General features: G+C 73.9%; 20 protein-coding genes and 1 riboswitch. Of the genes, 9 read left to right on the top strand and 11 right to left on the bottom strand.

What is annotated here, in order from left to right; genetic code table 11:
• The first annotated feature begins 128 nt into the window (after window positions 1-128).
• From OG509_RS30245 to OG509_RS30230, 4 genes are all read left to right on the top strand, one after another.
• A complete protein-coding gene (locus tag OG509_RS30245; RefSeq protein ID WP_406185759.1) occupies window positions 129-1,148 on the top strand; it encodes a hypothetical protein in 1,020 nt (339 codons plus the stop codon).
• Window positions 1,145-1,708, top strand: coding sequence for a toxin-antitoxin system, toxin component (locus OG509_RS30240; protein WP_406185758.1), 564 nt, complete (start codon window positions 1,145-1,147; stop codon window positions 1,706-1,708). The genes OG509_RS30245 and OG509_RS30240 overlap by 4 nt, the downstream gene beginning before the upstream one ends.
• 110 nt (window positions 1,709-1,818) lie before the next feature.
• Window positions 1,819-3,261: an NAD(P)/FAD-dependent oxidoreductase gene (locus OG509_RS30235; RefSeq protein WP_406185756.1), complete on the top strand. Its 1,443-nt coding sequence runs from the start codon at window positions 1,819-1,821 to the stop codon at window positions 3,259-3,261.
• A complete protein-coding gene (locus tag OG509_RS30230) occupies window positions 3,258-4,418 on the top strand; it encodes an MAB_1171c family putative transporter (protein ID WP_406185755.1) in 1,161 nt (386 codons plus the stop codon). The genes OG509_RS30235 and OG509_RS30230 overlap by 4 nt, the downstream gene beginning before the upstream one ends.
• 54 nt (window positions 4,419-4,472) lie before the next feature.
• Here the strand turns inward: OG509_RS30230 and OG509_RS30225 are convergent, their stop codons facing one another.
• Together OG509_RS30225 and OG509_RS30220 are read right to left on the bottom strand one after the other, a co-directional pair.
• Complete coding sequence (locus tag OG509_RS30225) at window positions 4,473-5,726, bottom strand: NADH:flavin oxidoreductase/NADH oxidase family protein (RefSeq protein ID WP_406185754.1); 1,254 nt, start codon at window positions 5,724-5,726, stop codon at window positions 4,473-4,475.
• Window positions 5,727-5,936: 210 nt separating this feature from the next.
• Window positions 5,937-6,782: a bifunctional 5,10-methylenetetrahydrofolate dehydrogenase/5,10-methenyltetrahydrofolate cyclohydrolase gene (locus tag OG509_RS30220; protein WP_385588819.1), complete on the bottom strand. Its 846-nt coding sequence runs from the start codon at window positions 6,780-6,782 to the stop codon at window positions 5,937-5,939.
• Between the two features lie 93 nt (window positions 6,783-6,875).
• Window positions 6,876-6,973, bottom strand: a riboswitch (ZMP/ZTP riboswitch).
• 108 nt (window positions 6,974-7,081) lie between these two features.
• Here OG509_RS30220 and OG509_RS30215 point away from each other — a divergent pair.
• Together OG509_RS30215 and OG509_RS30210 are read left to right on the top strand one after the other, a co-directional pair.
• Window positions 7,082-7,843 (top strand): methyltransferase domain-containing protein, encoded by a 762-nt coding sequence (locus OG509_RS30215; RefSeq protein ID WP_406185752.1) that lies wholly within the window; start codon window positions 7,082-7,084, stop codon window positions 7,841-7,843.
• Window positions 7,844-8,069: 226 nt separating this feature from the next.
• Window positions 8,070-9,662: an RNA polymerase sigma factor gene (locus tag OG509_RS30210; RefSeq protein WP_406185751.1), complete on the top strand. Its 1,593-nt coding sequence runs from the start codon at window positions 8,070-8,072 to the stop codon at window positions 9,660-9,662.
• Between the two features lie 8 nt (window positions 9,663-9,670).
• On the opposite strand, the gene OG509_RS30205 is transcribed toward OG509_RS30210, so the two are convergent.
• From OG509_RS30205 to OG509_RS30180, 6 genes are all read right to left on the bottom strand, one after another.
• Window positions 9,671-11,485 (bottom strand): DUF2201 family putative metallopeptidase, encoded by a 1,815-nt coding sequence (locus tag OG509_RS30205; RefSeq protein ID WP_406185749.1) that lies wholly within the window; start codon window positions 11,483-11,485, stop codon window positions 9,671-9,673.
• Complete coding sequence (locus OG509_RS30200) at window positions 11,482-12,543, bottom strand: ATP-binding protein (RefSeq protein ID WP_406185747.1); 1,062 nt, start codon at window positions 12,541-12,543, stop codon at window positions 11,482-11,484. The genes OG509_RS30205 and OG509_RS30200 overlap by 4 nt, the downstream gene beginning before the upstream one ends.
• 104 nt (window positions 12,544-12,647) lie before the next feature.
• Complete coding sequence (locus tag OG509_RS30195; RefSeq protein WP_406185745.1) at window positions 12,648-13,088, bottom strand: SRPBCC family protein; 441 nt, start codon at window positions 13,086-13,088, stop codon at window positions 12,648-12,650.
• Between the two features lie 53 nt (window positions 13,089-13,141).
• Window positions 13,142-14,569: an amino acid permease gene (locus tag OG509_RS30190; protein ID WP_406185743.1), complete on the bottom strand. Its 1,428-nt coding sequence runs from the start codon at window positions 14,567-14,569 to the stop codon at window positions 13,142-13,144.
• Between the two features lie 76 nt (window positions 14,570-14,645).
• Window positions 14,646-16,823 carry a phage holin family protein gene (locus tag OG509_RS30185; RefSeq protein ID WP_406185741.1) on the bottom strand — a complete coding sequence of 726 codons (2,178 nt, stop codon included), beginning with the start codon at window positions 16,821-16,823 and terminating at the stop codon, window positions 14,646-14,648.
• Between the two features lie 174 nt (window positions 16,824-16,997).
• Window positions 16,998-17,402: a hypothetical protein gene (locus tag OG509_RS30180; protein ID WP_406185740.1), complete on the bottom strand. Its 405-nt coding sequence runs from the start codon at window positions 17,400-17,402 to the stop codon at window positions 16,998-17,000.
• Between the two features lie 113 nt (window positions 17,403-17,515).
• Here OG509_RS30180 and OG509_RS30175 point away from each other — a divergent pair, with 113 nt between their 5' ends.
• Together OG509_RS30175 and OG509_RS30170 are read left to right on the top strand one after the other, a co-directional pair.
• Window positions 17,516-18,292, top strand: a complete 777-nt coding sequence (locus tag OG509_RS30175; protein ID WP_385585854.1) for an MBL fold metallo-hydrolase — start codon at window positions 17,516-17,518, stop codon at window positions 18,290-18,292.
• A 47-nt stretch (window positions 18,293-18,339) separates the two neighbouring features.
• Window positions 18,340-18,951, top strand: a complete 612-nt coding sequence (locus OG509_RS30170) for a DedA family protein (RefSeq protein ID WP_406187722.1) — start codon at window positions 18,340-18,342, stop codon at window positions 18,949-18,951.
• 27 nt (window positions 18,952-18,978) lie between these two features.
• On the opposite strand, the gene OG509_RS30165 is transcribed toward OG509_RS30170, so the two are convergent.
• Window positions 18,979-19,563, bottom strand: a complete 585-nt coding sequence (locus OG509_RS30165) for a TetR/AcrR family transcriptional regulator (protein ID WP_406185738.1) — start codon at window positions 19,561-19,563, stop codon at window positions 18,979-18,981.
• A gap of 162 nt (window positions 19,564-19,725) precedes the next feature.
• On the opposite strand from OG509_RS30165, the gene OG509_RS30160 reads away from it, so the two are divergent.
• Window positions 19,726-20,670 (top strand): alpha/beta hydrolase family protein, encoded by a 945-nt coding sequence (locus OG509_RS30160; RefSeq protein ID WP_406185737.1) that lies wholly within the window; start codon window positions 19,726-19,728, stop codon window positions 20,668-20,670.
• Between the two features lie 90 nt (window positions 20,671-20,760).
• Here the strand turns inward: OG509_RS30160 and OG509_RS30155 are convergent, their stop codons facing one another.
• Window positions 20,761-21,915 (bottom strand): MBL fold metallo-hydrolase, encoded by a 1,155-nt coding sequence (locus tag OG509_RS30155; protein WP_406185736.1) that lies wholly within the window; start codon window positions 21,913-21,915, stop codon window positions 20,761-20,763.
• Between the two features lie 57 nt (window positions 21,916-21,972).
• Complete coding sequence (locus OG509_RS30150; RefSeq protein WP_406185735.1) at window positions 21,973-23,190, bottom strand: aminotransferase class I/II-fold pyridoxal phosphate-dependent enzyme; 1,218 nt, start codon at window positions 23,188-23,190, stop codon at window positions 21,973-21,975.
• Window positions 23,191-23,291: the final 101 nt, after the last annotated feature.

Raw genomic sequence — 23,291 nt, 5'->3', positions numbered from 1 at the left:
CGTGCCAACCTTCTTTGACTCACATCGCAAGAAACGTTGGGATTCTCCTGTTTCGGTGCCGGGCGGAGGGCTACGCTGCACCCAGCCGAAGCTCTCGAACGTCCTCTCGACATACGGAGAACCTCACGGTGCCAGCCGCCGACCGACCCGATCTGGCCTCCACCTGGGCCCGAGTCGCGGCACTGGCCGAGCGGAGCGGCAGGGATCCGGCCGAGGTGCTGTGCCCGGAGCGGCTGAGCCGGCTGTGCGGGGTCGATCCGGCGCGCATCCCGCAGGTCGTGGCCGGGACCGCACCCGAAGTGCCCCTGTGCCTGCGGGTGCACCGGCGCTTCCTGCGGCTGCGGGCCACCCGCCGTGACAAGCACGGCCGGGAGTGGTCGCTGGCCGCCATCGCGGAGGACTTCCAGGCGCCCGGCGCCTCCCTCGGCCCCCTCAACGCGGGCACCGGACTGCCCCGGCTGGGCCACGCCGCAGGCGTGCAGCGGTTCTTCGGGGTCTACGCCGGCTTCCTCCTCGCCGACAGCCAGTGCGCCGTGGAACACGCCCTCGCCACCACCCGCGCCGGCTCCTCGGCGGACCTCGGGCACCTCTCGTACCTGACGGGCATGGACCCGCAGGACATCCGGCTCACCCTCGACGGCGCACCGCCCCGGCTGCCGCTGAAGGAGCAGGTCCGCCGGCGGTTCGAGCACCTGCGGCGCACCCGGCCGCGCGCGGACGGCCAGGCCCACTCCCTCGCCGCCATAGCCCATTCCTTCTACGCGTCGGGGCAGTCGCTGACCCGCCTCGCGCGCGGCGAGGGCCTGCCCAACCTCGCGGCGGCCGCCGGGATCCAGCGCTTCTACGGGGTCGACGGCGGCTTCCTGCTGGCCGACGACACCGAGGCGCTCGCCACCGCCCTCGCCGGGATCGAGCAGGAGCTGGAATCCGCCGAACGCTGCACGGAGAACCCGATGCTGGCCGTCCTGCGGGCGCACGATGTACGGAGCATCGTCACGCGCGCCGGGCGGCTCTCCCCGGCGGGCTGGAAGTCGCTGGCCGACCACCTCGACGACCTGCTGGCACGCGAGGGACAGCTGACACGCGAGAGCGCGGGCCGCACGGCGGTACCGGACGACCGGAAGGCTGCCGAGGGGGGAGCGCCATGAGGACCACACGGACCATGCGGAAACTCGGCGGAGATCTGCTGGCGGAAGCGCGTTTGGCGCGGCCGGCAGATGCCGCCGAGATCATCGGGAGCCTGTGCGCCGCGTACGCCCGCAGGCGCGGCGGCCGGCCGGTGGAGTTCCGGTTCGCCGGATTCCCACCCGATACGGCCAGCGGGCTGTGGCTGGAGATGGAGGAGCGCGACCTGCTCGTCATCGAGGAGCGCACCCGGCCCGAGCACCAACTCGTGATCGCCTGCCACGAGTTATGGCACCTGGAGGAGGGCACCTGCGACAGCCACGGCCCGGGCATGGCCGTGGCGGCCCGGCTCACCGGAGACCGGGGCGACCTCGCGGAGCTGCTGCACTCGGAGACCGGACTGGGCAGCGTGGTCCGGCAGGCGGCCGCTCGCGCCGACCGGGAGGATCCGGCGGAGATCCGGGCCGAGACCTTCGGCCTGTACCTCGGCCAAGTCCTCAAGGCGTACTTGCCGGAGCCCCGCGAGGAGCGGTTCCCCGAGGCGATCGAGCGCATCAAGACCTCGCTCGGCTGGGGCCGTTGAGTGCACGCCCCCGCGGCGTACCGATGACGCCCCGGTGACCGGCGCCTCCCCCTCCCGACGCACCTCACGCGCGCCGTTGCCCCCGCACGGCCCCGACAGAGAGCACCACGATGACCCAGTCCTCCCCGCCCCGCCACGCCGTCGTCATCGGCGGCAGCATGGCCGGCCTGCTCGCGGCGGCCGTGCTCGCCGAGCACGCGACGGTCACGATCATCGACGCCGACACGCTGCCCGACAGCCCGGCGCCGCGGCGCGGGCTCCCGCAGGCCCGGCACGTCCACGTCATGTGGTCGGGCGGGGCGCGCGCCATCGAGAAGATACTGCCGGGCATCACCGAGGCGTGGACGGCGGCCGGCGCGATCCGCCGCAGCCTGCCCACCGACCTGGTCACCATGACCGCCCAGGGCTGGATCCCGCGCTGCGGGGAGAAGCAGTTCAACATCTCGTGCAGCCGCGACCTCCTCGACGCGGTGGTCCGTGCCCGGGTGACCGGCCTGCGCGGTGTCACCACGCTCCAGCAGAGCCGCGTACGGGCCCTGGAGGGCACGGCGGCCCGCGTCACCGGCGTCCGTGTCGACACCCCCGGGGAGCAGAACCGGCTGGTGACCGCCGACCTCGTCGTCGACGCGAGCGGGCGCGGCTCCCGGGCCCGGGCCTGGCTCCAGGAGCTGGGGGTCGGCGGGATCAGACAGGCTCAGGTCGACTCCGGCCTGGTGTACGCGACCCGGATCTTCGAAGCCCCCGCCGGGGCCCACGAGATGGGCTTCCCCATCGTCAACGTGCAGTCCGATCCGCGGGTGTACGTACCCGGCCAGACCGCGACGATCGTCCCCATCGAGAACGGCCAGTGGCAGGCCACCCTGTCCGGCACCCGCGGAGGCCAGCCCACCGGCGACCCCGACCGGTTCATCCCGTTCGCCAAGGGCCTGCGCGACCCGATCGTCGGCGATCTCCTCGACGGCAGGAAGCCCCTGACCGACATAGCCGTCACCCAGGGCACCGCCAACCGCCGGGTCTACTTCGAGAAGGCGGACCTGCCCGACGGGTTCTTCGCCGTCGGCGACTCCGTCGCCACCTTCAACCCCCTGTACGGGCAGGGCATGACCGTCGCCGCGCAGGGGCTGCTGGCCGTACGGACCCTGCTGCGCACCCAGGGCCTCGCCCATCCCTCCTTCGGCCGCGAGGCGCAGCGCGCGCTCGTCCCGCAGGTGTCCACCGCCTGGGAGCTGGCCACCTCGCAGGACATCCTGTATCCGGGGGCCACCGGCATGAAGCCGCGGGCCGGTATCGGGCTGCTCAACGCGTACGTCAACCGGCTGATGACCGGGGCCACCACCCGGGAGGCGCTGACCGCCGCGTTCCTCCAGGTCATCACCATGAGCAGGACGCCCGCGTACTGGCTGCGCCCCTCGGTGGTCTGGCGCGTGCTGCGCGCCTCGGACCGGGGTGCGCTGAAGGCGCCGCCGCTGACCGCGGCGGAGCGGGCCGTCTCGGGGCTCGACCAGGGGTCCGGCCCGGTCGATCCCGTGGGTCCCGTCGGTCAGGCGCGATGAACGACGGTCTCATCCTCTACGTTCCCGGGTCGGTGATGATCCTGGCGCTGCTGATCAAGGCGCCGACCCTGCGCCGGGGCTGGGACCAGCCGCTCATGCGGGCCGTCTGCACCCTGCTCGTCGTCGGCTGCCTCGTCATGTTCCTGGCGGCGCCGCCGACGATCTCCGCGGTCAACCGGCTCACCGGCATCGTCAACTTCTCGGCCCCGCTGGTGTACAGCGTGCTGACCGCGTTCTCGGGGTCGTGCATCGTCCTGGTCCTGCAGTGGGGCGGCGGCCCGCCCGCCGTCGTACGCCGGGCCACCCGGCTGACGGTGGCCGTGTTCGGCGCGGTCACGCTGCTCATCGTCGTCCTGTTCACCATCGGCGACGCGCCCGTGGAGCGCCTGCGCGACCTGGACACGTACTACGCGAACACGCCCTGGCTGCGCGAGATGATCGTCTGCTACCTGCTCGCGCACACCGTGGGCAGTTCGACGCTGACCCTGCTGTGCTGGAAGTGGCTGCTGCGCGTCCGTCCCTCGCTGCGCCCGCTGCGCACCGGACTGGCCCTGATCGTGCTCGGCGGGGCGCTGGACTTGGGCTACCTGGTCACGAAGTGGGCGGCGGTGGGCGCCCGCTGGGCGGGCCGCGACTGGGACGGCCTGTCCACGTACGTGGCCCCGCCGTTCGCCTCCGCCGCCGCCCTGATGGTGGGCTCGGGGTTCATCGTCCCGCTGGTCGGCGGCTCGGCGGCCTGGCGGGACTTCAGCAGGTACCGGCGGCTGCACCCGCTGTGGAAGGCGCTGCGCGGCTTCGCCGCGTCGAGCGTGACGACGGTGCCGCTGACCTGGTGGTCGCCGATCGGGATCCGGCTGATCCACCGCGAATCGGTGATCGACGACGGGATCCTGGCCCTGGCCAGCTGGTTCGACCCGGCCGTACGGGGCGTCGCGTACGAGGCCGCCCTCGGCCAGGGCATGTGCGAGTCGCGGGCCTCGGTCGTGGCCGACGCGGCCATGCTCGCCGCGGCCTGCCGGCGCCGGGAGGCGGCCGCGGCCGACCAGGGGCTGCCCGAGCCGTACCGGCTGGACTCCCGGCCCCTGGCCGCACTGGCCCGGGAGTTCCGCACCTCCCCCATCGTGGCGGCCGTACGGCGGGACCCGGCGGCGCTCTGAACGCGCGGCCGGCCGCGCCGGCGGCCGGGCACCGGCGCGGCCGCCAGCGCGGCCTCAACCGACGAGGGCGTCCTCGGGCTCGGGATTGCGGGCGAGCCAGGCCCCGTACGCCCGCACCCGGCGCCAGTGCTGGAGCTGGTCGAGGGCGAACGTGGCCCGCGGGGAGGCCTCCGGGCGCGGCTCCAGCCCGCGCGCCAGCCGGTGCAGCTGGAACCGCACGAAGGCCAGCAGCCCGGCGCCGGCCAGGTCCCGGTCCTTCCACCGCAGCTGCTCCACGGTCACCCGTACGTCCTCCCCGGCGCGCCAGCGGGCCGGCAGGTCGGGGCGGAACGCCAGCGCCGAGGCCAGCCCGACGACGGACACCCCGCGCGCCAGGACCTTCTGCGCGGTCTCCTGCCGGCCTATCCCGCCGGTCAGCATCAGCGGCATCGGGGCCGCGTCCAGGAACTGCTCGGCGAAGGAGAGGAAGTACGCCTCCCGCCCGAGGGTCCGCAGGTCGGCGGTGCGCCCCAGGGTCGCGGGGCTCTCGACGCTGCCGCCGGACAGTTCGACCAGGTCGACGCCGAGGCCGCCGAGGGCCGCGAGGACCTGCGCCGCGTCCTCGGTGTCGAAGCCGCCGCGCTGGAAGTCGGCGGTGTTGAGCTTGACGCCGACCGCGAAGCCGGGGCCGACCTGCGCGCGGACCGCCCGGACGACCTCGGTGAGCAGCCGGACCCGGTTCTCCAGGCTGCCGCCCCACCGGTCGGTGCGCCGGTTGACCAGCGGGGAGAGGAACTGGCTGATCAGGTAGCCGTGGGCGGCGTGGATCTGCACCCCGTCGAAGCCGGCCTCCTCGGCCCGCCGGGCCGTGACCGCGAACCGGGCGACGGTGGCCTCGATGTCGGCCTCGGTCATCGCGGTGGGGCGGGCGAAGCGTTTGGTGTGCTTGCCGAGGCTCACTCCTATGTCGGAGGGCGCCCAGGCCGTGCCGGGCATCTCGGAGCCGACCTGCCGGCCCGGGTGGTTGATCTGCATCCAGACCCGGCCGCCGCCGCCGGACGCGGCCTCGGCCCAGCGGCGGAAGGGGGCGAGGGGGGAGCGGGCGTCGAGGACGATGGTGCCCGGCGCGGTCAGCGCCCGGCGGTCGACCATCACGTTCCCGGTGATCAGGAGTCCGGCGCCGCCCCGCGCCCAGCGGCGGTAGAGGCGCTCGATGCGCTCGTCCGGCAGCTGGCCGGACCCGGCGAGGCTCTCCTCCATGGCCGCCTTCGCCAGGCGGTTCGGCAGGGTGGCACCGCCCGGCAGCTCCAGTGGCGTGAACAGGTCCATCAGCAGTCTCCCCAGGAAACGTGTTGCACGTGTCATCGCGCGCCCCGGCGCAAAAGATACCGCCCGCTCCCGGGCGCCCGTCAGGCTCCGGCCACAAGATTCCGGACACCCCGGAACGCGGAACGCCCCGGGCCGATGGGCCCGGGGCGTTTCCCCTACGGGGGCGTTCCCGCACGGGGGCGTTCCCGTACGCGGGGTGCAACGCGGCGGTCAGAGGTCCGCGAGCTCCAGCCCGGCCTGGGCGGCGGCCGCCTGCACGGTCTGCTCCAGCAGGACGGCGATGGTCATCGGGCCGACGCCGCCGGGGACCGGGGTGATCAGCGAGGCGCGGGCGGCGGCCGACTCGAAGTGGACGTCGCCGACGTTGCCCTCGTTGTAGCCGGCGTCCAGGACCACGGCGCCCGGCTTGATGTCCTCGCCGCGGATGAACTCGGCCTTGCCCACGGCGGCGACCAGCACGTCGGCCTGGCGCACGATCGAGGGCAGGTCCACGGTGCGGGAGTGGCAGTAGGTGACGGTGGCGTTCTGCTCCAGCAGCAGCATGCCGGCCGGCTTGCCCAGGATCGCGCTGCGCCCGACGACCACGGCGTGCTTGCCGGTCAGGTCCACGTCGTACGCGGCGAGGAGCCGCATGATGCCGCCGGGGGTGCAGGACACGAAGCCCGGCAGCCCGAAGCCCATGGCGGCGAAGGAGTGCATGGTGACGCCGTCGACGTCCTTGCCCGGGGCGATGGCCTCGAAGGCGGCGCGCTCGTCGATGTGGTGCGGAACCGGGTGCTGGAGCAGGATGCCGCTGATCTCCGGGTCCTCGGAGAGGGCGGTGAGGGCGGCGACGAGCTCCTCGGTGGTGGTCTCGGCCGGCAGCTCCACGTGGCGGGAGGTGATCCCGGCCTTGGCGCAACGGTTCTGCTTCATCTTCACGTACGTCACGGACGCCGGGTCCTCGCCGACCAGTACGGTCGCGAGGCAGGGAGCGGTGCCGGTGCGCTCGGTGATCTTCGCCGCGAGGGCGGCGGTCTGCTCCGAGATGCGGCGGGCGAGGGCGGTGCCGTCCATCAGCCGGGCGCGGCCGGCGGCAGTGACAGTGTCGGTCTGGGCAGTCGTCACGGGGTCTCCTGAGCGTCGCTGCGGATCGCGGTTCGCGGGTTCGCGGTTCGCCCAGGCGCGCGGCAGGAGACGTACGTGCGAACGTACGCCGGGCCGCTCCCCGGTGGTGATCCACCCGAACGCCAGTCACGGCCCGCCTCCACTCTAATGGACCCCGCCCGCGTGTGCGGTGGTCCGCGGCGGCCCTCGTTGTACGGGATCCGGTCAAACCGGTGGATCACCGGCGCCGCGCCTGGGACGATCGAGACATGACGCGCACTTTCGACCACCTCGTCGCGGAAGCCGAGTCCGTTTCGGTCGACGGCTGGGACTTCTCCTGGCTCGACGGCCGGGCCACCGAGCAGCGCCCCTCCTGGGGCTACCAGCGGCTGCTCGGCGAACGCCTCGCCCGGGTCGGCTCCGCCCTCGACATCCAGACCGGCGGCGGTGAGGTGCTCGCCGGGGCCGGGCCGCTGCCCCCGCTGACGGCCGCCACCGAGTCCTGGCCGCCGAACATCGACAAGGCCACCCGCCTCCTGCACCCGCTGGGCGCGGTCGTGGTCGCGGACGCCGACGAGCCGCCGCTACCGTTCGGCGGCGAGGCCTTCGAGCTGGTCGCGAGCCGGCATCCGGTGACCATCTGGTGGGAGGAGATCGCACGGGTCCTGCGCCCGGGCGGTACCTACCTCTCGCAGCAGGTCGGGCCGGCGAGCGTCTTCGAGCTCGTCGAGTACTTCCTCGGGCCCCAGCCGGAGGAGATCCGCCGCTCCCGGCACCCTGACGACGCGGTCGCCGACGCCGCCGAGGCCGGCCTCGAAGTGGTGGATCTCCGCTCCGAGAGACTGCGTACGGAGTTCCACGACATCGGAGCCGTGATCTACTTTCTCCGGAAGGTGATCTGGATGGTGCCCGGCTTCACGGTCGGGCAGTACCGGGACCGGTTGCGCGAGCTCCACGAACGGATCGAACGTGACGGCCCGTTCGTGGCCCACACCGCCCGTTTCCTCATCGAGGCCCGCAAAACGGGCTGACGTGAGGGGCGGATCGGGCGCGGACGGATCCACGGCCGAATGGTTGCGCGCCCACAGCGTGGCGCAGGTCACTCAATTCAGCGCGTAACGAATCGACTCGGGCATGCGATGAACCGACAGGTGTCCTCGCGCGGCCCCGGAATACAGACCCCCCTCGGGTCTGTTTCCCGAGTCCGCGCGATGATGTCCCGCCCACTCCCTATCTGTTCGCAACGAGAGGCTCCTTGTGTCGCTCAGCCCGTCCCGTACGTTCCCTCCGGAGATCGCCGAATCGGAGGCCCTCGTCGCGCTCGTCGAGCGCGGCCGCGAGCAGGGTCACATCAACGGTGACGACGTGCGCCAGGCCTTCGAGGCCGGCCGCATCCCGGTGGACCAGTGGAAGCGGGTCCTGCGCAGCCTGAACCAGGTCCTGGACGAGGAGGGTGTCGCGCTGCACGTCAGCGCCGCCCCCGCCACGAAGGCCGCCGCGAAGAAGCCCCGCAAGGCGGCCGCCGCGCCTGCCCGCACCGTGACCAAGAAGGCGGCCGCCGCGCCGCGCCCCATCGGCGCGCGCAAGGCCTCGGCCACCAGCGCGGCCACCGCCACCGCGGCGGCGATATCCGCTTCGCCGGCCGCGGCCACCGAGGACGAGGTGACGGCCGACGCCGTCGCCGAGCCGAAGAAGCGGACGGTCAAGAAGACCGCCGCGAAGAAGACCGCGGTGAAGAAGACCGCCGCCGCGGCCAAGAAGACCAGCGCCAAGGACGCCGACGAGGGCGAGACCCCGGCCGCCGAGGGCGAGGACTGGGCAGCCGAGGACCTCGTCGACGAGGCCGAGGAGGAGGCTCCCAAGGCCGGCGGCACCCAGGGCTTCGTCCTGTCCGACGACGACGAGGACGACGCCCCGGCGCAGACGGTCATGGTGGCCGGTGCCACCGCCGACCCCGTCAAGGACTACCTGAAGCTGATCGGCAAGGTGCCGCTCCTCAACGCCGAGCAGGAGGTCGAGCTCGCCAAGCGCATCGAGGCGGGTCTGTTCTCCGAGTACAAGCTCGAAGAGGAGGAGGACCACAAGCCCGCGTTCAAGCGCGAGCTGGAGATCCTCGTCGAGGACGGGCGCCGCGCCAAGAACCACCTGCTGGAGGCCAACCTCCGCCTCGTGGTCTCGCTGGCCAAGCGCTACACGGGCCGCGGCATGCTCTTCCTGGACCTGATCCAGGAGGGCAACGTCGGCCTGATCCGCGCCGTGGAGAAGTTCGACTACACCAAGGGCTTCAAGTTCTCCACGTACGCGACCTGGTGGATCCGGCAGGCGATCACGCGTGCCATGGCCGACCAGTCGCGCACCATCCGCATCCCCGTCCACATGGTCGAGATCATCAACAAGCTGGCGCGCGTCCAGCGCCAGATGCTCCAGGACCTCGGCCGGGAGCCCACTCCGGAAGAGCTGGGCAAGGAACTCGACATGACCCCCGAGAAGGTCATCGAGGTCCAGAAGTACGGCCGCGAGCCGATCTCCCTGCACACCCCGCTGGGTGAGGAGGGCGACAGCGAGTTCGGTGACCTCATCGAGGACTCCGAGGCGGTCGTGCCGGCCGACGCGGTGTCGTTCACGTTCCTCCAGGAGCAGCTCCAGTCGATCCTGGGCACGCTCTCGGAGCGCGAGGCGGGCGTCGTCTCGATGCGCTACGGCCTGAACGACGGCCAGCCGAAGACCCTGGACGAGATCGGCCGCGTGTACGGGGTCACCCGTGAGCGCATCCGCCAGATCGAGTCCAAGACCATGTCGAAGCTGCGCCACCCGTCGCGTTCGCAGGTGCTGCGCGACTACCTCGACTAAACCGTCGGTCAGGTCAGTCGGAAGACCGGCCCTCGTGGCGTGAACGGCAGGGAGGCACCCTGCGGGATCAGGAAGGCGTGCTCGCGCCGGATCCGCAGGGTGTCGCACCAGCCGTCCGTGATCACGAGGACCGGGGCCCCGGGCGGGAAGTCCTCCGCCCGGAGCAGCAGATCGATGCCCGGCTGCAGCTCGGTGCCGCCCCGGCCCCGGACCTTCACCCGCCCGGCGATCTCCGTGGGCGGCAGATAGCCCGCGTCGTACGGCGCCGCGTCGCAGAAGACGACGCGGGCGGCGGGTACGTCGCGGGCTTCCGCGTACGAGGCGATGGCGCCCAGCGCCTTGCCGAGCAGGCCGCTGTCCATGGAGCCCGAGGTGTCCAGGACCACGCCGAAGGTGCAGCGGGCCACCTCCTCGGGCGGGAACCACCGGCCCGCGCGCGGGATGTCCGGGGTGGACGCCTGGCGGCGGGCCGGGCGGGCGTAGGAACGTACGGGCTCGGGCCGCGGCACGTACTCGTCGAACCAGCGGGCCAGCCGGGCGTCCCACGGCACCGGCGGGTGCGCCAGCGCCCGGATCTCCTGGACCAGCCCGGCCGGCAGCAGTCCGCGCTCCCCGTACACGTGCAGGTCGAAGCCGTGGACCAGGCCCCGCCGGTAGAAGTCGTCGAGGTCGGCGTACGGGCGCGGCTCCCCGTGCGGCAGCGGCCCGCCGAGGATGTCCCCGGCGCCCTTGCCGCGCGGGGTGGCGAGCCGGCGCATCCGGCGCAGGTCCGTGGTGATCCGGTCGTAGACCTCCTCGACCGAGAGCCCCCGGAGCTCCTGGTCGTAAAGCAGGCCCTCGGGCATGGCGCCGACCCGCATCTCCACCAGCCAGCCGTTGACGACGTAGTCCGCGGCGACGTTGTGCAGGAAGGGGTCGCGGGCGCCGCGGCGCTCGCCGTGCCGCAGGGCGGCGTGCAGCATCTCGTGGGCCAGGATGAACCGCCACTCCTCGTCGTCGAAGGTGCGCAGCGGGTTGATGTAGATCTCCCCGGCGGCGGCGCTGACCGCCGCGATGGCGATGTCCTGGGCACGGGCCAGCTCGGCGTCGGCGACGACGGTCAGGCCGGCCGCGAGTCCGCCGAGCAGCGGGTAGGAGGAGACGAACCAATTCAGCGCCCGGTCCCAGGGGCGCTGCGCCAGGCGCTCGCCGGTGGTCCGGTCGCGGCGGCCGCCCGCCACGTCCATGGCGGCGGAGACGCTGCGGGTCAGGGCGTGCGCGAAGGCGGTCTGCCAGTCGGGCACGCGATGGAAGCTCGACTTGTGCCAGTGCAGCAGCCACTGGTCCGGCTCTCGGCCCGCAGTCCCGCAGAGGTCGAGGCCGGGCGGGATGCCGTCGCGCCGCCAGCGGGCGGCGAGCTGCTCCTCGTCCCCTCCGGGGTAGGCGGCCGGGAGGTGGTCCGGGGTCCGGCCCGCCGGGAAGGTCAGCAGGAAGCGGTTGACCACCACGCAGCGGGCGGCCAGGTCGTACGGGTCCGGCTGGGCCCGGTGTTTGTCGTCGGCGGCCGGGACGTGGCCGAAGCCCAGGTGCAGGAGGCAGTGGGCCAGGGCCCAGGCCCACTCGGCAGGCTCGGCCCGGCGGGTGGGGTGGGCGTGCACATGGCCGTTGGAGTCGACGGCGGCGAGCCCCTCGTCCGGGCACAGCCGACAGTTCTTGCGGCGGCAGAACTCGACCTCCAGGGCGGCGAAGGCCGGATTCCGCTTCACCAGCAGGAGCCCCGCGGCGTAGGCCTCGGTGGCCGGGTCCGGCCGGGCCTCCTTGCTGCGGGCGCGGGCGCCGCTCACCGGCGGGCCTCGACGAGGCGCGGCATGTCCCGGGCAGCCTCGACGAGGAACCAGCCGGGCAGCACGGGCAGGCCGTCGGCGTCGTCGGCGATGACGGTCTGGGCGACCTCGACGGAGATCTCGGCGAGCTGCACGAGCAGCGCCTTGAAGCGGTAGGCGGACTGCCGCAGGGCGGGCGAGACGTGCTCTTTCTGCGCCGGAAGTTCCTTGAGCAGGCGGCCCCGGAAGGCCTCGGCGAGGTAGTACAGCAGGTCCCGGTCCTCCAGGCGGCGCGGCCACCCCGCGTCGCCCTTCATGATCGCCTCGATGCCGAAGGTGTGGCGGACGATCTTCGCGTAGCCGCAGAAGGCGACGGCGTGCGCGGGGGTGAGGGTGCCGTGCGCGATCACCTTCAGGGTCTGCTCGTCGAGGCCGGCCCCGAAGGAGTGCAGGGCGTCGGAGAGCATGTGCCAGGAGCGGGGGGTGGAGAAGGGCTCCTCGGTCTTGGGCGGCTGCGACCACAGGTGGTCGGGGCGGTCGGTGAGGTGGTCGGTGATCCAGGGGTGGATGCCGTTCTCCCCGGCCCACACGAGCCAGTCGGCCGCGGACGCCTGGAGGTGGACGTGGGTGAGCCGGTTGACCAGCGCGGAGGCGATGGGCCGGGCCAGCGCGTTGTCGGTGGCCCGGTTGCCTGCGCCGATGACGATGGAGCCGGCGGGGAGCTCGTAACTGCCGATCCGGCGGTCGAGGATGAGGGAGTAGAAGGCCTTCTGGACGTCCGGGGTCGCGGCGTTGAGCTCGTCGAGGAACAGGCAGTACGGCTCGTCGCGGGCGATGGCCTCGGGCGGGCAGAAGACGGACCGGCCGTCGCGGATCTGTGGTACGCCGATCAGGTCCTCGGGCGCGAGCTGCGTGCCGAGCAGGCTCACGCACTCCAGGCCGAGGGAGTCGGCGAACTTCCGTACCAGCGAGGACTTTCCGATTCCGGGTGCCCCCCAGAGGAACACGGGCCGCACGGTGGCGAGGCCCAGCAGCAGTTCGGGGATCTGGGCGGGGGTGACGGTGACGGCGGCCTGCACGAGAAGCGGTCCTCAGGGGTGGGGTACGTGGCGCGCCCAGTGTGGGCGCACCGCGTACCCCGAAGCACCCGGTTTTTCCGCCGTCGGCGGGGGTGCCGGTTCTCTCAGTTCTCCAGGAGGTTCTTCAGCTTCTCCTCGTTGCGCGGCATCTCCTTGCGGGCGTACGGCTTGACGAGGAGCGGGGCGATCACCCGGCCGATGCCGTGGCCCTCGAAGTCGAGGTCGAGGGTCACGCGCGAGCGCTTTCCGCCGTCGAGGGACTCGATGGTGCCGCGCACGTCGCCGCGCACGGGTCCGCCGACTCCTTGGATGTGCCAGCTGCGCGGCTTGTCGAGCTCCGTGACCTCCATGGCCATGGGGAACTCCCGCCTGCCCATGCGCCGCGTGATCACGACCTTCGAGCCGACGTGGAGGGGTCCGCCGTCGAGCGGGCGGGCGGAGACGGCGCTGTCCTGCCACTCCGGCAGGTGCGTGGGGTCCGTCACGTAGTCGAAGACGTCTTCGGGACTGCGGGAAATCTCGATGCTTTCTCTGATCGCGGACATGGCGACCCCTTAGTGCCCCCTGCTTGTCCTCTCATTCCAAACTACCGCGCAGGTCAGGCGGTGGCCCGGTGCTTGCGGGCGGACATCGCGGCGTAGACGAGGACACCGGCGAAGAGGAACAGGACGCCCTGGTAGACGGCCGCGTAGCCGGAGCCGGCGACCAGCCACATCGAGAAGCCGAAGGCCAGGCCGGCGAGGATCCCGTCGCGGACCAGGCGGCCGCGGTGGACGCGCTCGGACTGCCCGGAGAGCAGGAAGTAGATCTGCGCGGCGGTGGAGAGCAGGTACGGGACGGTCGCCGTGAACGTGGTGACCAGGACGAGGATCTCGAAGACCCCGTCCGAGCCCGCCGTGTAGTTGTAGATCGTCAGGCCGGAGGCCAGGACGACGGTGACGATCACGCCGACCACCGGTACGCCCCGCTTCTTCTTCTCGAAGACCTTCGGGAAGAGCCCGTCGCGGGCGGCGGCGTACGGGGTCTGCGCGCTGAGCAGGGTCCAGCCGTTGAGGGCGCCGAGCATCGAGATCACGGCCGCGCAGGCGACGAGGGTGCCGCCCCAGGTGCCGCCGGCCCCTCCGTCCACGGAGGCCCCTCCGTCCACCGAGAACATGGCGTTGACGGCGTCGGTGAACGGGGCCTGGGAGGCGACCAGCTTGTCGTGGGGGACCAGTCCGAAGACGGAGAGGGTGCTGAGCAGGTAGACGGCGGCCGCGCCGGCGGTGCCCAGGATCGTGGCCCGGCCGACGTTGCGGGCGGGGTCGCGGACCTCGCCGGCGCTGACGGCGGCGGACTCCACGCCGAGGTAGCTGAAGAGGAGGATCGCCGCGGCGGCGGAGACCGCGCCGACGGGGCTCTGGTCGGTGGCCTGGAAGGGGCCGAGGTTCGCCGGGTCGAAGAAGAACAGCCCGCCGACGGCGACCAGCAGCAGCGGGGCGAACTTCAGCACGGTGGCGACCAGTTGGACGGCGCCGACGTACCGGGTGCCGGCCAGGTTGGCGAGCGCCGGGAGCCACTGCACGGTGAGGGCGGCCAGGCACATCGCCGCCTTGTGCTCGCCGATGGCCGGGAAGAGCACGGTCAGGTAGCCGACGGCCGCGACCGCGAGGGCCGCGTTCGAGACCCAGGCGGTGATCCAGTAGCTCCAGGCCGCGAGGAACCCGGCGAAGTCGCCGAACGCGGCGCGGGCGTAGACGTACGGGCCACCCGTCTGCGGGAGCCGCTGCGAGAGCCTGCCGAAGACCAGGGCGAGGGCGATCGCGCCGGCGGTGAGCACGCCGAAGGCGACCAGGCTGATCGTGCCGAAGGGCGCCACCGAGGCGGGCAACAGGAAGATCCCGCCGCCGATGATGTTGCCCATGACCAAGCAGGTCGCGATCGGGAGGCCGAAGCGCCGGGCGTGGGGGCCCGGGCCCTGCTCGGGGGGTGCGGCGGCCTCCGGGGGTGCGGCGGCCTCGGCGGGCAGGGTTGCGGTGCTGGTCATCGGTGGTGCGCCTCTGGATGTCTCACATGCTGGGCAGGGTCAACACATGGTTGTCCAGCGCGCAGGCGCCACAAAATCAGCGGATTTCGTCCCGCGCGGGCACCCCTGCGGAAGGAAGGCTTCCGCCGTTTCCGCCCCCGGGCGGGGGTTCCTCCACCGGCCGCCCCGCGGGGTCCGCCGCCGACCCGGCCACCGGCGGAGCCACCGGCACCTGGGGGCCGTCCGCCTCCCGCAGCCAGCGCCGCAGCACCTCGTGCACCGCCTCCGCGCCCACCAGGTCCGGCTCCCGCTCCGGGTCCGGCTCCGAGTCCCGTTCCGGGTCCGGCTCCGACAGCTCCGTCGGCCACATCAGGAACGGGTGCCCCTGCTCCCCGCCCAGGCCGCCGTGCGAGCCGATCTGCTCCTCGAAGGCGTGCACCGACCCCGTGAGCGGGTCGTACGCCGAGTTCACCATGACGTCGGCCACGTGCGGGAAGGCGTCGGTCCGCCGGACCGCCCGCGCCGCGCCCGGCCCGAACCGGGCCAGCAGCTCCTCCGCCGCGCCGGGCTCGTCGAGGCGGGCCACCGTCCCGCCCGGGCCCAGTACCTCCCCGTCCACCAGCAGGAACCCGATGCCCGGATGGTTGGCCAGGGTCCCCAGCAGGGCCGGGTAAGCCCGCTCGATCCGCTCCCGCGAGGCCCGTCCCGGCAGGTCCGGGAAGGAGATCAGCCCGAGGTTGCCCGAGGCCAGCACCACCGGGTCCGGACCCCGCTCCGGGTGGGCCTCCACGCCCTCCTCCACCGGCCGGTGCAGGGCCGCGAGCACCGCCGCGCGGGCCTCGGCGCCGCTGTGGGTCCGGCCGGCCCGGCGGGAGACCGGCAGTCCGCAGCCCGCGCGGACCAGGTCCTTCAGGGTCAGCCCGTACCGGCCCAGGAAGGTCTCCCCCGGGCTCTGGCCGTGGTCCGAGAGCAGCACGATCCGGTACTCCCGGGGTGCGTGCTCGGCGACGCGGGCGATCAGCGCGAGGCTCCGGTCGAGCCGGGCCAGCACCCGGTCGGTGTCCCGGCCCTGCGGGCCCGAATGGTGGGCGACCTCGTCGTAGGCGACCAGGTCCGCGTAGATCGCGGCGCGCCCCGCGAGCATGTCGCCGATCACCGCCGCCACGACGACGTCCCGTTCGACGACCGTCGCGAAGGCGCGGATCAGCGGGTACAGCCCGCCGCGGGCCACCCGCGGCCGATCACCCCGCAGCCGGGCCCGCAGCGACTGGCCGATCTCCCGGGCGACCTCGGCGACGAAGGAAAGCGCGGTGCGGACGGCGTTGGCCGGGTCGCAGAAGTACGCGAAGTAGCCCGCGCGGGAACGGTTCGCCCGGCCCCGCCGCGCCGAGACCGACAGCACAAGCGCCAGTTGGTCGGCGCCACCGCTGAACAGGTTGCCCCGGCTCGCCCCGTCGAGGGTGAGCAGCCCGCCGTCGCCGGTGCGGGCGATGGCGCGGCGCTGTAGTTCGGCGGCGCTGGTGGGCCGGTTGCAGACCATCACCTCGCCGGTGTCCTTCTCGTACCAGCGGAAGGCGGGCACGTCGAAGGTGGACCCGTGCAGGATGCCGAGCTGGCTCGCGCCGGTCTGGCTGGACCAGTCGGTGCGCCAGGCCGTGATGCGGTGGCTGCCGTCCAGCCAGCCGGCCACCGTGGGCATCAGGCCGCTGCCCGCCGCGCGGCGCAGCGTCTCGTACCCGACGCCGTCGAGCTGGAGGAAGACCAGGCCGGGGGCGGCCGGACCGGCGCCGGGCGTGCCCTTGTGCCGCGTACGGCGGCGGCGCCGGTCGGCGAGCCGGTAGAGCCGGCGCCGGTACGCCTCGTCGTCGCGTACGGCGAGCGCGGTCGAGGTCGCGGAGGCGACGGCGGACATGACGGCGGCCACCACCACGGCGGTCTCCGGGGCGACTTCGCCGCGCCCGGAGGGGATCAGGCTGAGGGCGAGCAGCAGCAGCGAGCCGTTGAGGAAGAAGACGAGCAGGCCGAGCACCAGGGCGGGCACCAGCAGCAGCGCCCGGACCAGCACCGGCCACACCAGCGCGCTCAGCAGGCCGAAGGCGCCTGCGCCCCAGGCTGCGGTCAGCCCGATCTCGGTGACGCTGTCGCCGTCGCCGGACTGGAGCCGGAAGTCGGGGAGGACGCCGGCCAGCGCGAGCATCGTGAGGGTGGACACCGCCCAGACGAGGAGCACCCGTACCAGGGCGCTGCCCAGGGTCCGCCACCGTCCTCGCCACACGCCGTACCGCCTCGTGTCTCCCCCGGATCCGCGCCCCGCCCGCGGTCCCGGCCGCACCATCCAGCGTCGCACAGGGCGGCGGGCCCGGCCGGGTGCCAGGGGTGGCGCACGGAGGTACGAACCGTGCCGACCGGGAGCGCGGGGCGCTGGCGCGGCGTCGGGCTACGGCTACGGCTACGTGCCGTCGTAGCCGGCGGTCGGCATGGACAGGCGGCGGTGCACCTCGGCCTTCATGGCGGAGGTGTACTGCGGCTCGGCGAGCCCGGCGGTCTCCAGCCGTACGCCGCGCCGCTCGCACTCGGCGGTGAACTCCTCTACGGAGCGCAGCGCGCGGGCCAGGACCCGGCGGTTGGGGGCGACGAACAGGTCGACCTGCCCGGCCTCCACGTCGCACCAGAGCCCGCAGTGGTTGGCGCGCAGTCCGTAGAACAGCAGCGTCCTCGTCACGACGTAGCCCTGGTCGGCCGCCCAGCGTGCGCACATGGCCTGCTGACTGCGGGTGTCGACGGCGAAGGGGTCGGTGTCCAGATCCTCGAGCGGGGCCAGGCTGGCGATAGCGGCCACGCGCAGCTCATCCATGCCGCCCGACCCTACTCCGATCCGCCGCCCGGGAGGAGGGGGTGGCGGCCATCGGTTCGGCCCGCATCGGCGGGGCAGGATCCAAGGGGTACGCACGAGCGACGGGAGGCCGGGTGCCGGTGGAGATCACCTGGTGGGGCCATGCCACGTGCACGGTCGAGGACTCCGGGGTGCGGCTGCTGACGGACCCGCTGTTCGCCCGGCGGCTCGCGCATCTGCGGCGGCGGCGCGGGGCGCTGCCCCCGCCGGAGGCGGCCGAGGCGGACGTGGTGCTGGTGTCACACCTCCATGCCGACCATCTGCACCTGCCCTCGCTGGCCCGGCTGGCGCCCGGGACCCGCCTGCTGGTGCCCCGCGGGGCGCGCCGGGCCGTGCCGGGGCTCGCGCGGGTCGCGGCGGCGCGCGGGCTGCCCGTCACGGAGGTGGTCCCGGGCGACGAGGTCGGCGTACGGGCGGGCGTACGGGTCCGGGCGGTCAGCGCTCGGCACGACGGGCGGCGGCTGCCGTTCGGGCCGCGGCTCGCGCCGGCGCTCGGGTACGTGGTCCAGGGCTCGGCGCGAACGTACTTCGCCGGTGACACCGGGCTGTTCGCGGCGATGGCCGAGGAGGTCGGGCCGGTGGACGTGGCCCTGCTGCCGGTCGGCGGCTGGGGCCCGTACCTGGGGCCGGGGCATCTGGATCCGGGCGGGGCGGCGCGGGCGCTGGCCGAACTGGCGCCGGCGGCGGCGGTGCCAGTGCACTACGGGACGTACTGGCCGATCGGGCTGGACGCGGTGCGGCCACACGAATTCCATTCGCCGGGCGAGGAGTTCGTACGGCGGGCCCGGCAGCTGGCACCGAAGGTGACGGTACGGGTGCCCGGCCACGGCGAACGGGTGCGGCTGCCGTGACGGGGCACGGGCTCGGGCACGGCTTCGGGCACGGGCTCGGGCTCGGGGTGGCGGTGGCGGTCGGCCAGGTGCCGCCGGAGACGACCCGGCGGGCGGTGGGGTACCCGGCGCTGTTCCTGCTGGTGGCGCTGGGGGCGCTGGTACCGGTGATCCCGACGGGGGCGCTGGTGAGCACGGCGGCGGTGGTGGCGTTCCACCAGCAGTCGCTTCCGTTCGGGGTGTTGCTGGTGTTCGGCGTGGCGGCGGTGGCCGCGTTCGCCGGGGACCTGGCCCTCTACTGGCTGGGGCAGCGCGGGGTGCGGTCCCGGGGTGGCTCTCGGTGGCTGGAGGCGCTGCGGGGGCGGGCGACGCCCGAGCGGCTGGCCCAGGCGCAGCGGAAGCTGGACGAGCACGGGGTACTGGTCCTGGTGGTCTCCCGGCTGGTCCCGGCGGGCCGGATCCCGGTGATGCTGGCCTGCCTGCTGGCCCGGCTCCCGCTGCGCCGCTTCGCCCGCGGCGACGCCCCGGCCTGCCTCGCCTGGGCGGCGACGTACTGCCTGATCGGGATCCTGGGCGGCTCCCTGTTCTCGGAGCCGTGGAAGGGCGTGGCGTTGGCGGTGGCCGTGACCCTGCTGATCAGCGGGGCGCCGCCGGTATGGCGCCGGCTGCGGAGCCGGTGACGCACCCCGGCCCGGTGGCCGTCCGGGTCAGCGCTGTTGGCGCAGTCCCGCGACGAGGAGTTCGACCAGTCGGCGTGCGTCGTAGCGGGAGTCGGTCTCGGCGCCGATGCAGAGGTTTCCGATGCCGCGCATGAATTGGTACGCGGTGAGGTCGGCGCGGATCTCGCCCGCCGCGACGGCGGCGTCGAGGAGCTCGGTGCAGACCGGCAGGAGGCGGTCGAGGAAATAGGCGTGCAGTGCCTCGAAGCCGGTGTTGTCGGCCTGCATCGCTGCCGCGAGCCCGTGCTTGGTGACCAGGAAGTCGACGAAGAGCCGCACCCACTGCCCGAGGGCGGCGTGGGGGGTGGGGCCGGCCGCCAGCAGGGCAGGTCCGGCCTCGGCGCAGGCCTCGACCTGGTGGCGGTAGACGGCGATGACGAGGTCCGCCCGGGTGGGGAAGTGCCGGTAGATCGTGCCCATGCCGACGCCGGCCTTGGCCGCGATGTCCCGTACGGGCGCCTCGACGCCCGAGGTGACGAAGACCGCCGCCGCCGCGTCCAGCAGGGTCTGCTGGTTGCGCCGGGCGTCCTTGCGCTTGGCCGCGCCGCCCGCGTTCTGGCCGCTGTCGCTCACCGCGGCACTCCTTCCCTCACCGACCTTGCAAAGCGGAACAGCGCTCCGTATCGTTAGCGGAGCAAGGTTCCGGTTCGGCCCATGATGGCAGACCGGCGTGCCGCCTGCCAGGCCGCCCGCACCGGACCGCGCATGCGAAGACACCCGAAGGAAGGCACTTCCATGTCCGACCCGAACTCCGTGAGCGCGCCGCGGTCCGCGGGTGCGCCCACCGCGGTGGTATCCGCCAAGCCGGTCGTCCTGCCCGCCCCGAGGGGCCGCGGTGAGGACCTCCAGGTCCGCGTGTCCGCCCCCGCCACCGGCGGCGATCTGCCCGTCATCGTCTTCTCGCACGGCTTCGGCTGGTCGATGAACGGCTACGCCCCGCTCGCGGACCACTGGGCCGCCGAGGGCTTCGTGGTCGTCCAGCCCACCCACCTCGACTCCCGGACGCTCGGCATTCCGCACGAGGACCCGCGTACGCCGCGGATCTGGCGGATCCGCGTCGAAGACCTCAAGCAGGTACTGGACGGGCTCGACGTCCTGGAAGCCTCCGTACCCGGCCTCGGCGGCCGCGTCGACCACAGCCGTATCGCCGTGGCCGGGCACTCCTGGGGAGCGCAGAGCGCCAGTACGCTCCTCGGCGCGCGCGTCCTGGACGCCGACGGCGTTCCCGGCGAGGACATGTCCGACCCCCGCGTCACGGCGGGCGTACTGCTCGCCCTGCCCGGCCTGGGCGACACCCTCACCCCGTTCGCCGCCGAGAACCTGCCCTTCATGAACCCGTCCTTCGGCACCATGACGACTCCGGCCCTCGTCGTCGCCGGCGACAACGACGACTCCGCGCTCTCCACCCGCGGACCGGACTGGTTCACCGACCCCTACACCCACAGCCCGGCGGACAAGAGCCTGCTCACCCTCTTCGGCGCGGAGCACTCGCTCGGCGGCATCCCCGGATACGAGGTCGCCGAGACGACCGACGAGAGCCCCGCGCGCGTCGCCCTGATCCAGCGGCTCACCACGGCCTTCCTGCGCAGCGCCCTCTCCCCCGGGGACACCGGCTGGAAGTCGGCGGCCACCGCCCTGGAGAACGACCCCGACGCGCTCGGCAGCCTGCGGAGCAAGTAGGGCGGGCCATGATCCTCGCTACCGGAGGTCTCGGCTTCTGAGCAGCGCCCCGCCCCCACCGCGTCGCCCGCCGGCTCGCCGACGAGCGCGTCACCCGGTGACGGCGGACCCCGAGGGTCGCAGCGCGCGCGAACCGCCGATCGGGAGGTCCCAGAGGTCCTCCCGGGACAGCCCGGCCCGGGCCCATGCCGCCCGGACCCGCTCCAGCGGCTCCGTCACGGGCTCCGCCGACAGCACGAACGTGCCCCAGTGCATCGGCGCCATCCGCCGCGCCCCCACGTCCCGGCAGGCCTGAACGGCCTCCTCCGGATCGGCGTGGACATCCCTCAGCCACCACCTCGGCGCGTACGCCCCGATCGGCAGCAGCGCCAGGTCGATCCCCGGATGGCGCCGCCCGATCTCCCCGAACCAGTGCCCGTATCCGGTGTCCCCCGCGAAGTACACCTTCCCCGGCGTCGGCGTCTCGGCGGACCGCACATCGCTCAGCACCCATCCACCCCACAGCGTCCGGCACGTGTCGAGCAGCGACCGCTTCGACCAGTGGTGCGCCGGGACGAAGTCGAACCGTACGCCGCCCAGTTCCGCGCACTCCCACCAGTCGAGCTCGGTGACCCGGCTGAACCCGCGGCGCCGGCACCAGCGGGCCAGGCCGGCCGGGACGAAGAGCGGGGTGTGCCGGGGCAGCCGCTTGAGGGTGGGGGCGTCGAGGTGGTCGTAGTGGTTGTGGCTGATCACCACCGCGTCCACCGGCGGCAGCTCCTCCCAGCACACGCCGACCGGGGTCATCCGCGCCGGGGTGCCGAGGATGCGCCGCGACCAGACGGGGTCGGTCAGTACGGTCAGCCCACCGATCCGCAGCACCCAGCTGGCGTGGCCCGCCCAGGTGGCGCAGAGCGTCCCGGGGCCGGCCGCGGGCAGCGGGGCGGGGGCGTACGGGAGGTCGGGGATGCCGCGCAGCCCGTCGGGGCCGGGCCGGAACGCGCCCTCGCGCGCGAGGCGGGCGAAGGCCCGCAGCCCGGGCAGCGGCGTGGTCAGCCGATCGGCGAAGGAGCGCGGCCAGCTGCGCACCTCCCCCAACGGCCGCGGCGCCGCTCGGCGCCGGCCGGTGCCCGCCGGGCGGACCGCGGCGGGCAGGGCGGCGTGGGCGAGGTCGGCGGGCGCGAGTTCGGTGGGCGAGGGGTCGGTGGGCGAGGGGTCGGTGGGCGCGGGGCCCGGGGGTGCGGGGGTTTCCGTCTGATCCCTCATCAAGAGCTCTCCGTTCACCGCACAGCGGGCTCGTCGCGTCGGGCGGAAGTAGGGAAGTCAGGAGCTCAGTGCGGCCAGGACCGATCCGAGGAGGTCCAGGGAGCCCCGTACGTGCGGGAGGCCGAGGGGGTCGCGTGCGGTGAGCGCGGCGAGCCGCTCCTCCGGGGTGGCGCCGAGCAGCGGGCCCGTCGACAGGCGGACCCGCAGCGCGCCCAGCTCGTCGGCGAAGCGCTGCCCGCCCGGGGTGGGCGCGCCGAGCCGGCCGCCCAGGTAGTCCTCCAGTTCCATCGCGTCGCGGACCCCCTGCCGGGCCAGCCCGGCGCGCAGCGGGGTCAGGTCGGCGTACAGGTGGCGCCCGGCCTGCGGCGGCCGGGCGAGCGCGCCCACGGCCAGCAGCTCACGGTGGGCCGCGGCGGCGACCACCCCGTGCAGCGCCGCCGCGGCGTAGGCGCGCCCGGTGACGGCGTCCGGTTCGTCGAGCGCGTACGCCGCGGCCCCGGCGACCGGCCCCGCGACCATGGCCCCGGTCGCGGTGAGGATGTCGAGGGTGCGGGCCCGCAGCCAGGTGCCGCGCGGGGTGCCCGGGAAGCGGACCACGGCCGCCGGCCACCCGGCGGGCAGCAGCGCCCCGGACAGGTCGAGGAGTACGGCGGCCTGGTCGGGCAGCATCTCGGCCGGGCTCAGGACGAGGGTCTCGTGCGGCCGGTGGACGGTGTCGCGCCAGCTCTCGTCGCTGACGACGAACAATCCGGCGTCCCCTGCGGCCTCGCAGGCCTCGCGCAGCATCTCGGGCGGGGGCACGGTCGCCGTCGGGTCGTCGGCCACCGACAGCAGCAGCACGCGCGGGTCGCCGCCCTCGGCGCGCACCCTCCGTACGGTCTCCAGCAGGGCGTACGGGTCCGGGATGCCGCCGCACTCGGCCGGGGTCGGCACGTGGTAGGCCCGCCGTCCCAGCAGCCGGACCTGCGGGGTCCACCATGCGGGACAGGGTCGGGGCAGCATCACGTCGCCCCCGTACGCGCCGAGCAGTGCCAGCAGCAGGGCGGGCGCGCCGGGCCCGGCGGCCACGTTCTCCGGCGCGGTGGGCAGCCCGCGCCGCCCCCAGTGCCGGCAGGCGGCCTCGCGTACGGGCTGCCCGCCGCCCGGGGGTTCGGGGGCGGACCGCTCGGCGGCCGCGGCGATCACGGCGGTGAGCTCGGGGAGCACGGGCAGGCCGGGCTGGGGCGCGGGCGGCCCGTAGCGGACCGGACCGCGGCCCTCCGCCGTGCGCTGCATCCCGGACACCTCGCCCCGCCTTCCCCGTTCCGTACGCCTACCGCCGACCCGATCAGCCATGCCCTTTATACGGCGGTTCACGGGGGTACGCCTGTTGTCGT

It is taken from the genome of Streptomyces sp. NBC_01006, assembly GCF_045162725.1.
Lineage (GTDB): Bacteria > Actinomycetota > Actinomycetes > Streptomycetales > Streptomycetaceae > Streptomyces.
Note: the sequence above shows the minus strand (reverse complement) of the source record. Positions and strands in the feature narration are given on the sequence as shown.

Excerpts from the sequence above, each read along its gene's own strand:
- OG509_RS30240 (WP_406185758.1), top strand. The coding sequence starts at position 1,145 with ATGAGGACCACACGGACCATGCGGAAACTCGGCGGAGATCTGCTGGCG.
- OG509_RS30235 (WP_406185756.1), top strand. The coding sequence starts at position 1,819 with ATGACCCAGTCCTCCCCGCCCCGCCACGCCGTCGTCATCGGCGGCAGC.
- OG509_RS30230 (WP_406185755.1), top strand. The coding sequence starts at position 3,258 with ATGAACGACGGTCTCATCCTCTACGTTCCCGGGTCGGTGATGATCCTG.
- OG509_RS30225 (WP_406185754.1), bottom strand. The coding sequence starts at position 5,726 with ATGGACCTGTTCACGCCACTGGAGCTGCCGGGCGGTGCCACCCTGCCG.
- OG509_RS30220 (WP_385588819.1), bottom strand. The coding sequence starts at position 6,782 with ATGGACGGCACCGCCCTCGCCCGCCGCATCTCGGAGCAGACCGCCGCC.
- OG509_RS30215 (WP_406185752.1), top strand. The coding sequence starts at position 7,082 with ATGACGCGCACTTTCGACCACCTCGTCGCGGAAGCCGAGTCCGTTTCG.
- OG509_RS30195 (WP_406185745.1), bottom strand. The coding sequence starts at position 13,088 with ATGTCCGCGATCAGAGAAAGCATCGAGATTTCCCGCAGTCCCGAAGAC.
- OG509_RS30190 (WP_406185743.1), bottom strand. The coding sequence starts at position 14,569 with ATGACCAGCACCGCAACCCTGCCCGCCGAGGCCGCCGCACCCCCGGAG.
- OG509_RS30180 (WP_406185740.1), bottom strand. The coding sequence starts at position 17,402 with ATGGATGAGCTGCGCGTGGCCGCTATCGCCAGCCTGGCCCCGCTCGAG.
- OG509_RS30160 (WP_406185737.1), top strand. The coding sequence starts at position 19,726 with ATGTCCGACCCGAACTCCGTGAGCGCGCCGCGGTCCGCGGGTGCGCCC.
- OG509_RS30155 (WP_406185736.1), bottom strand. The coding sequence starts at position 21,915 with ATGAGGGATCAGACGGAAACCCCCGCACCCCCGGGCCCCGCGCCCACC.
- OG509_RS30150 (WP_406185735.1), bottom strand. The coding sequence starts at position 23,190 with ATGCAGCGCACGGCGGAGGGCCGCGGTCCGGTCCGCTACGGGCCGCCC.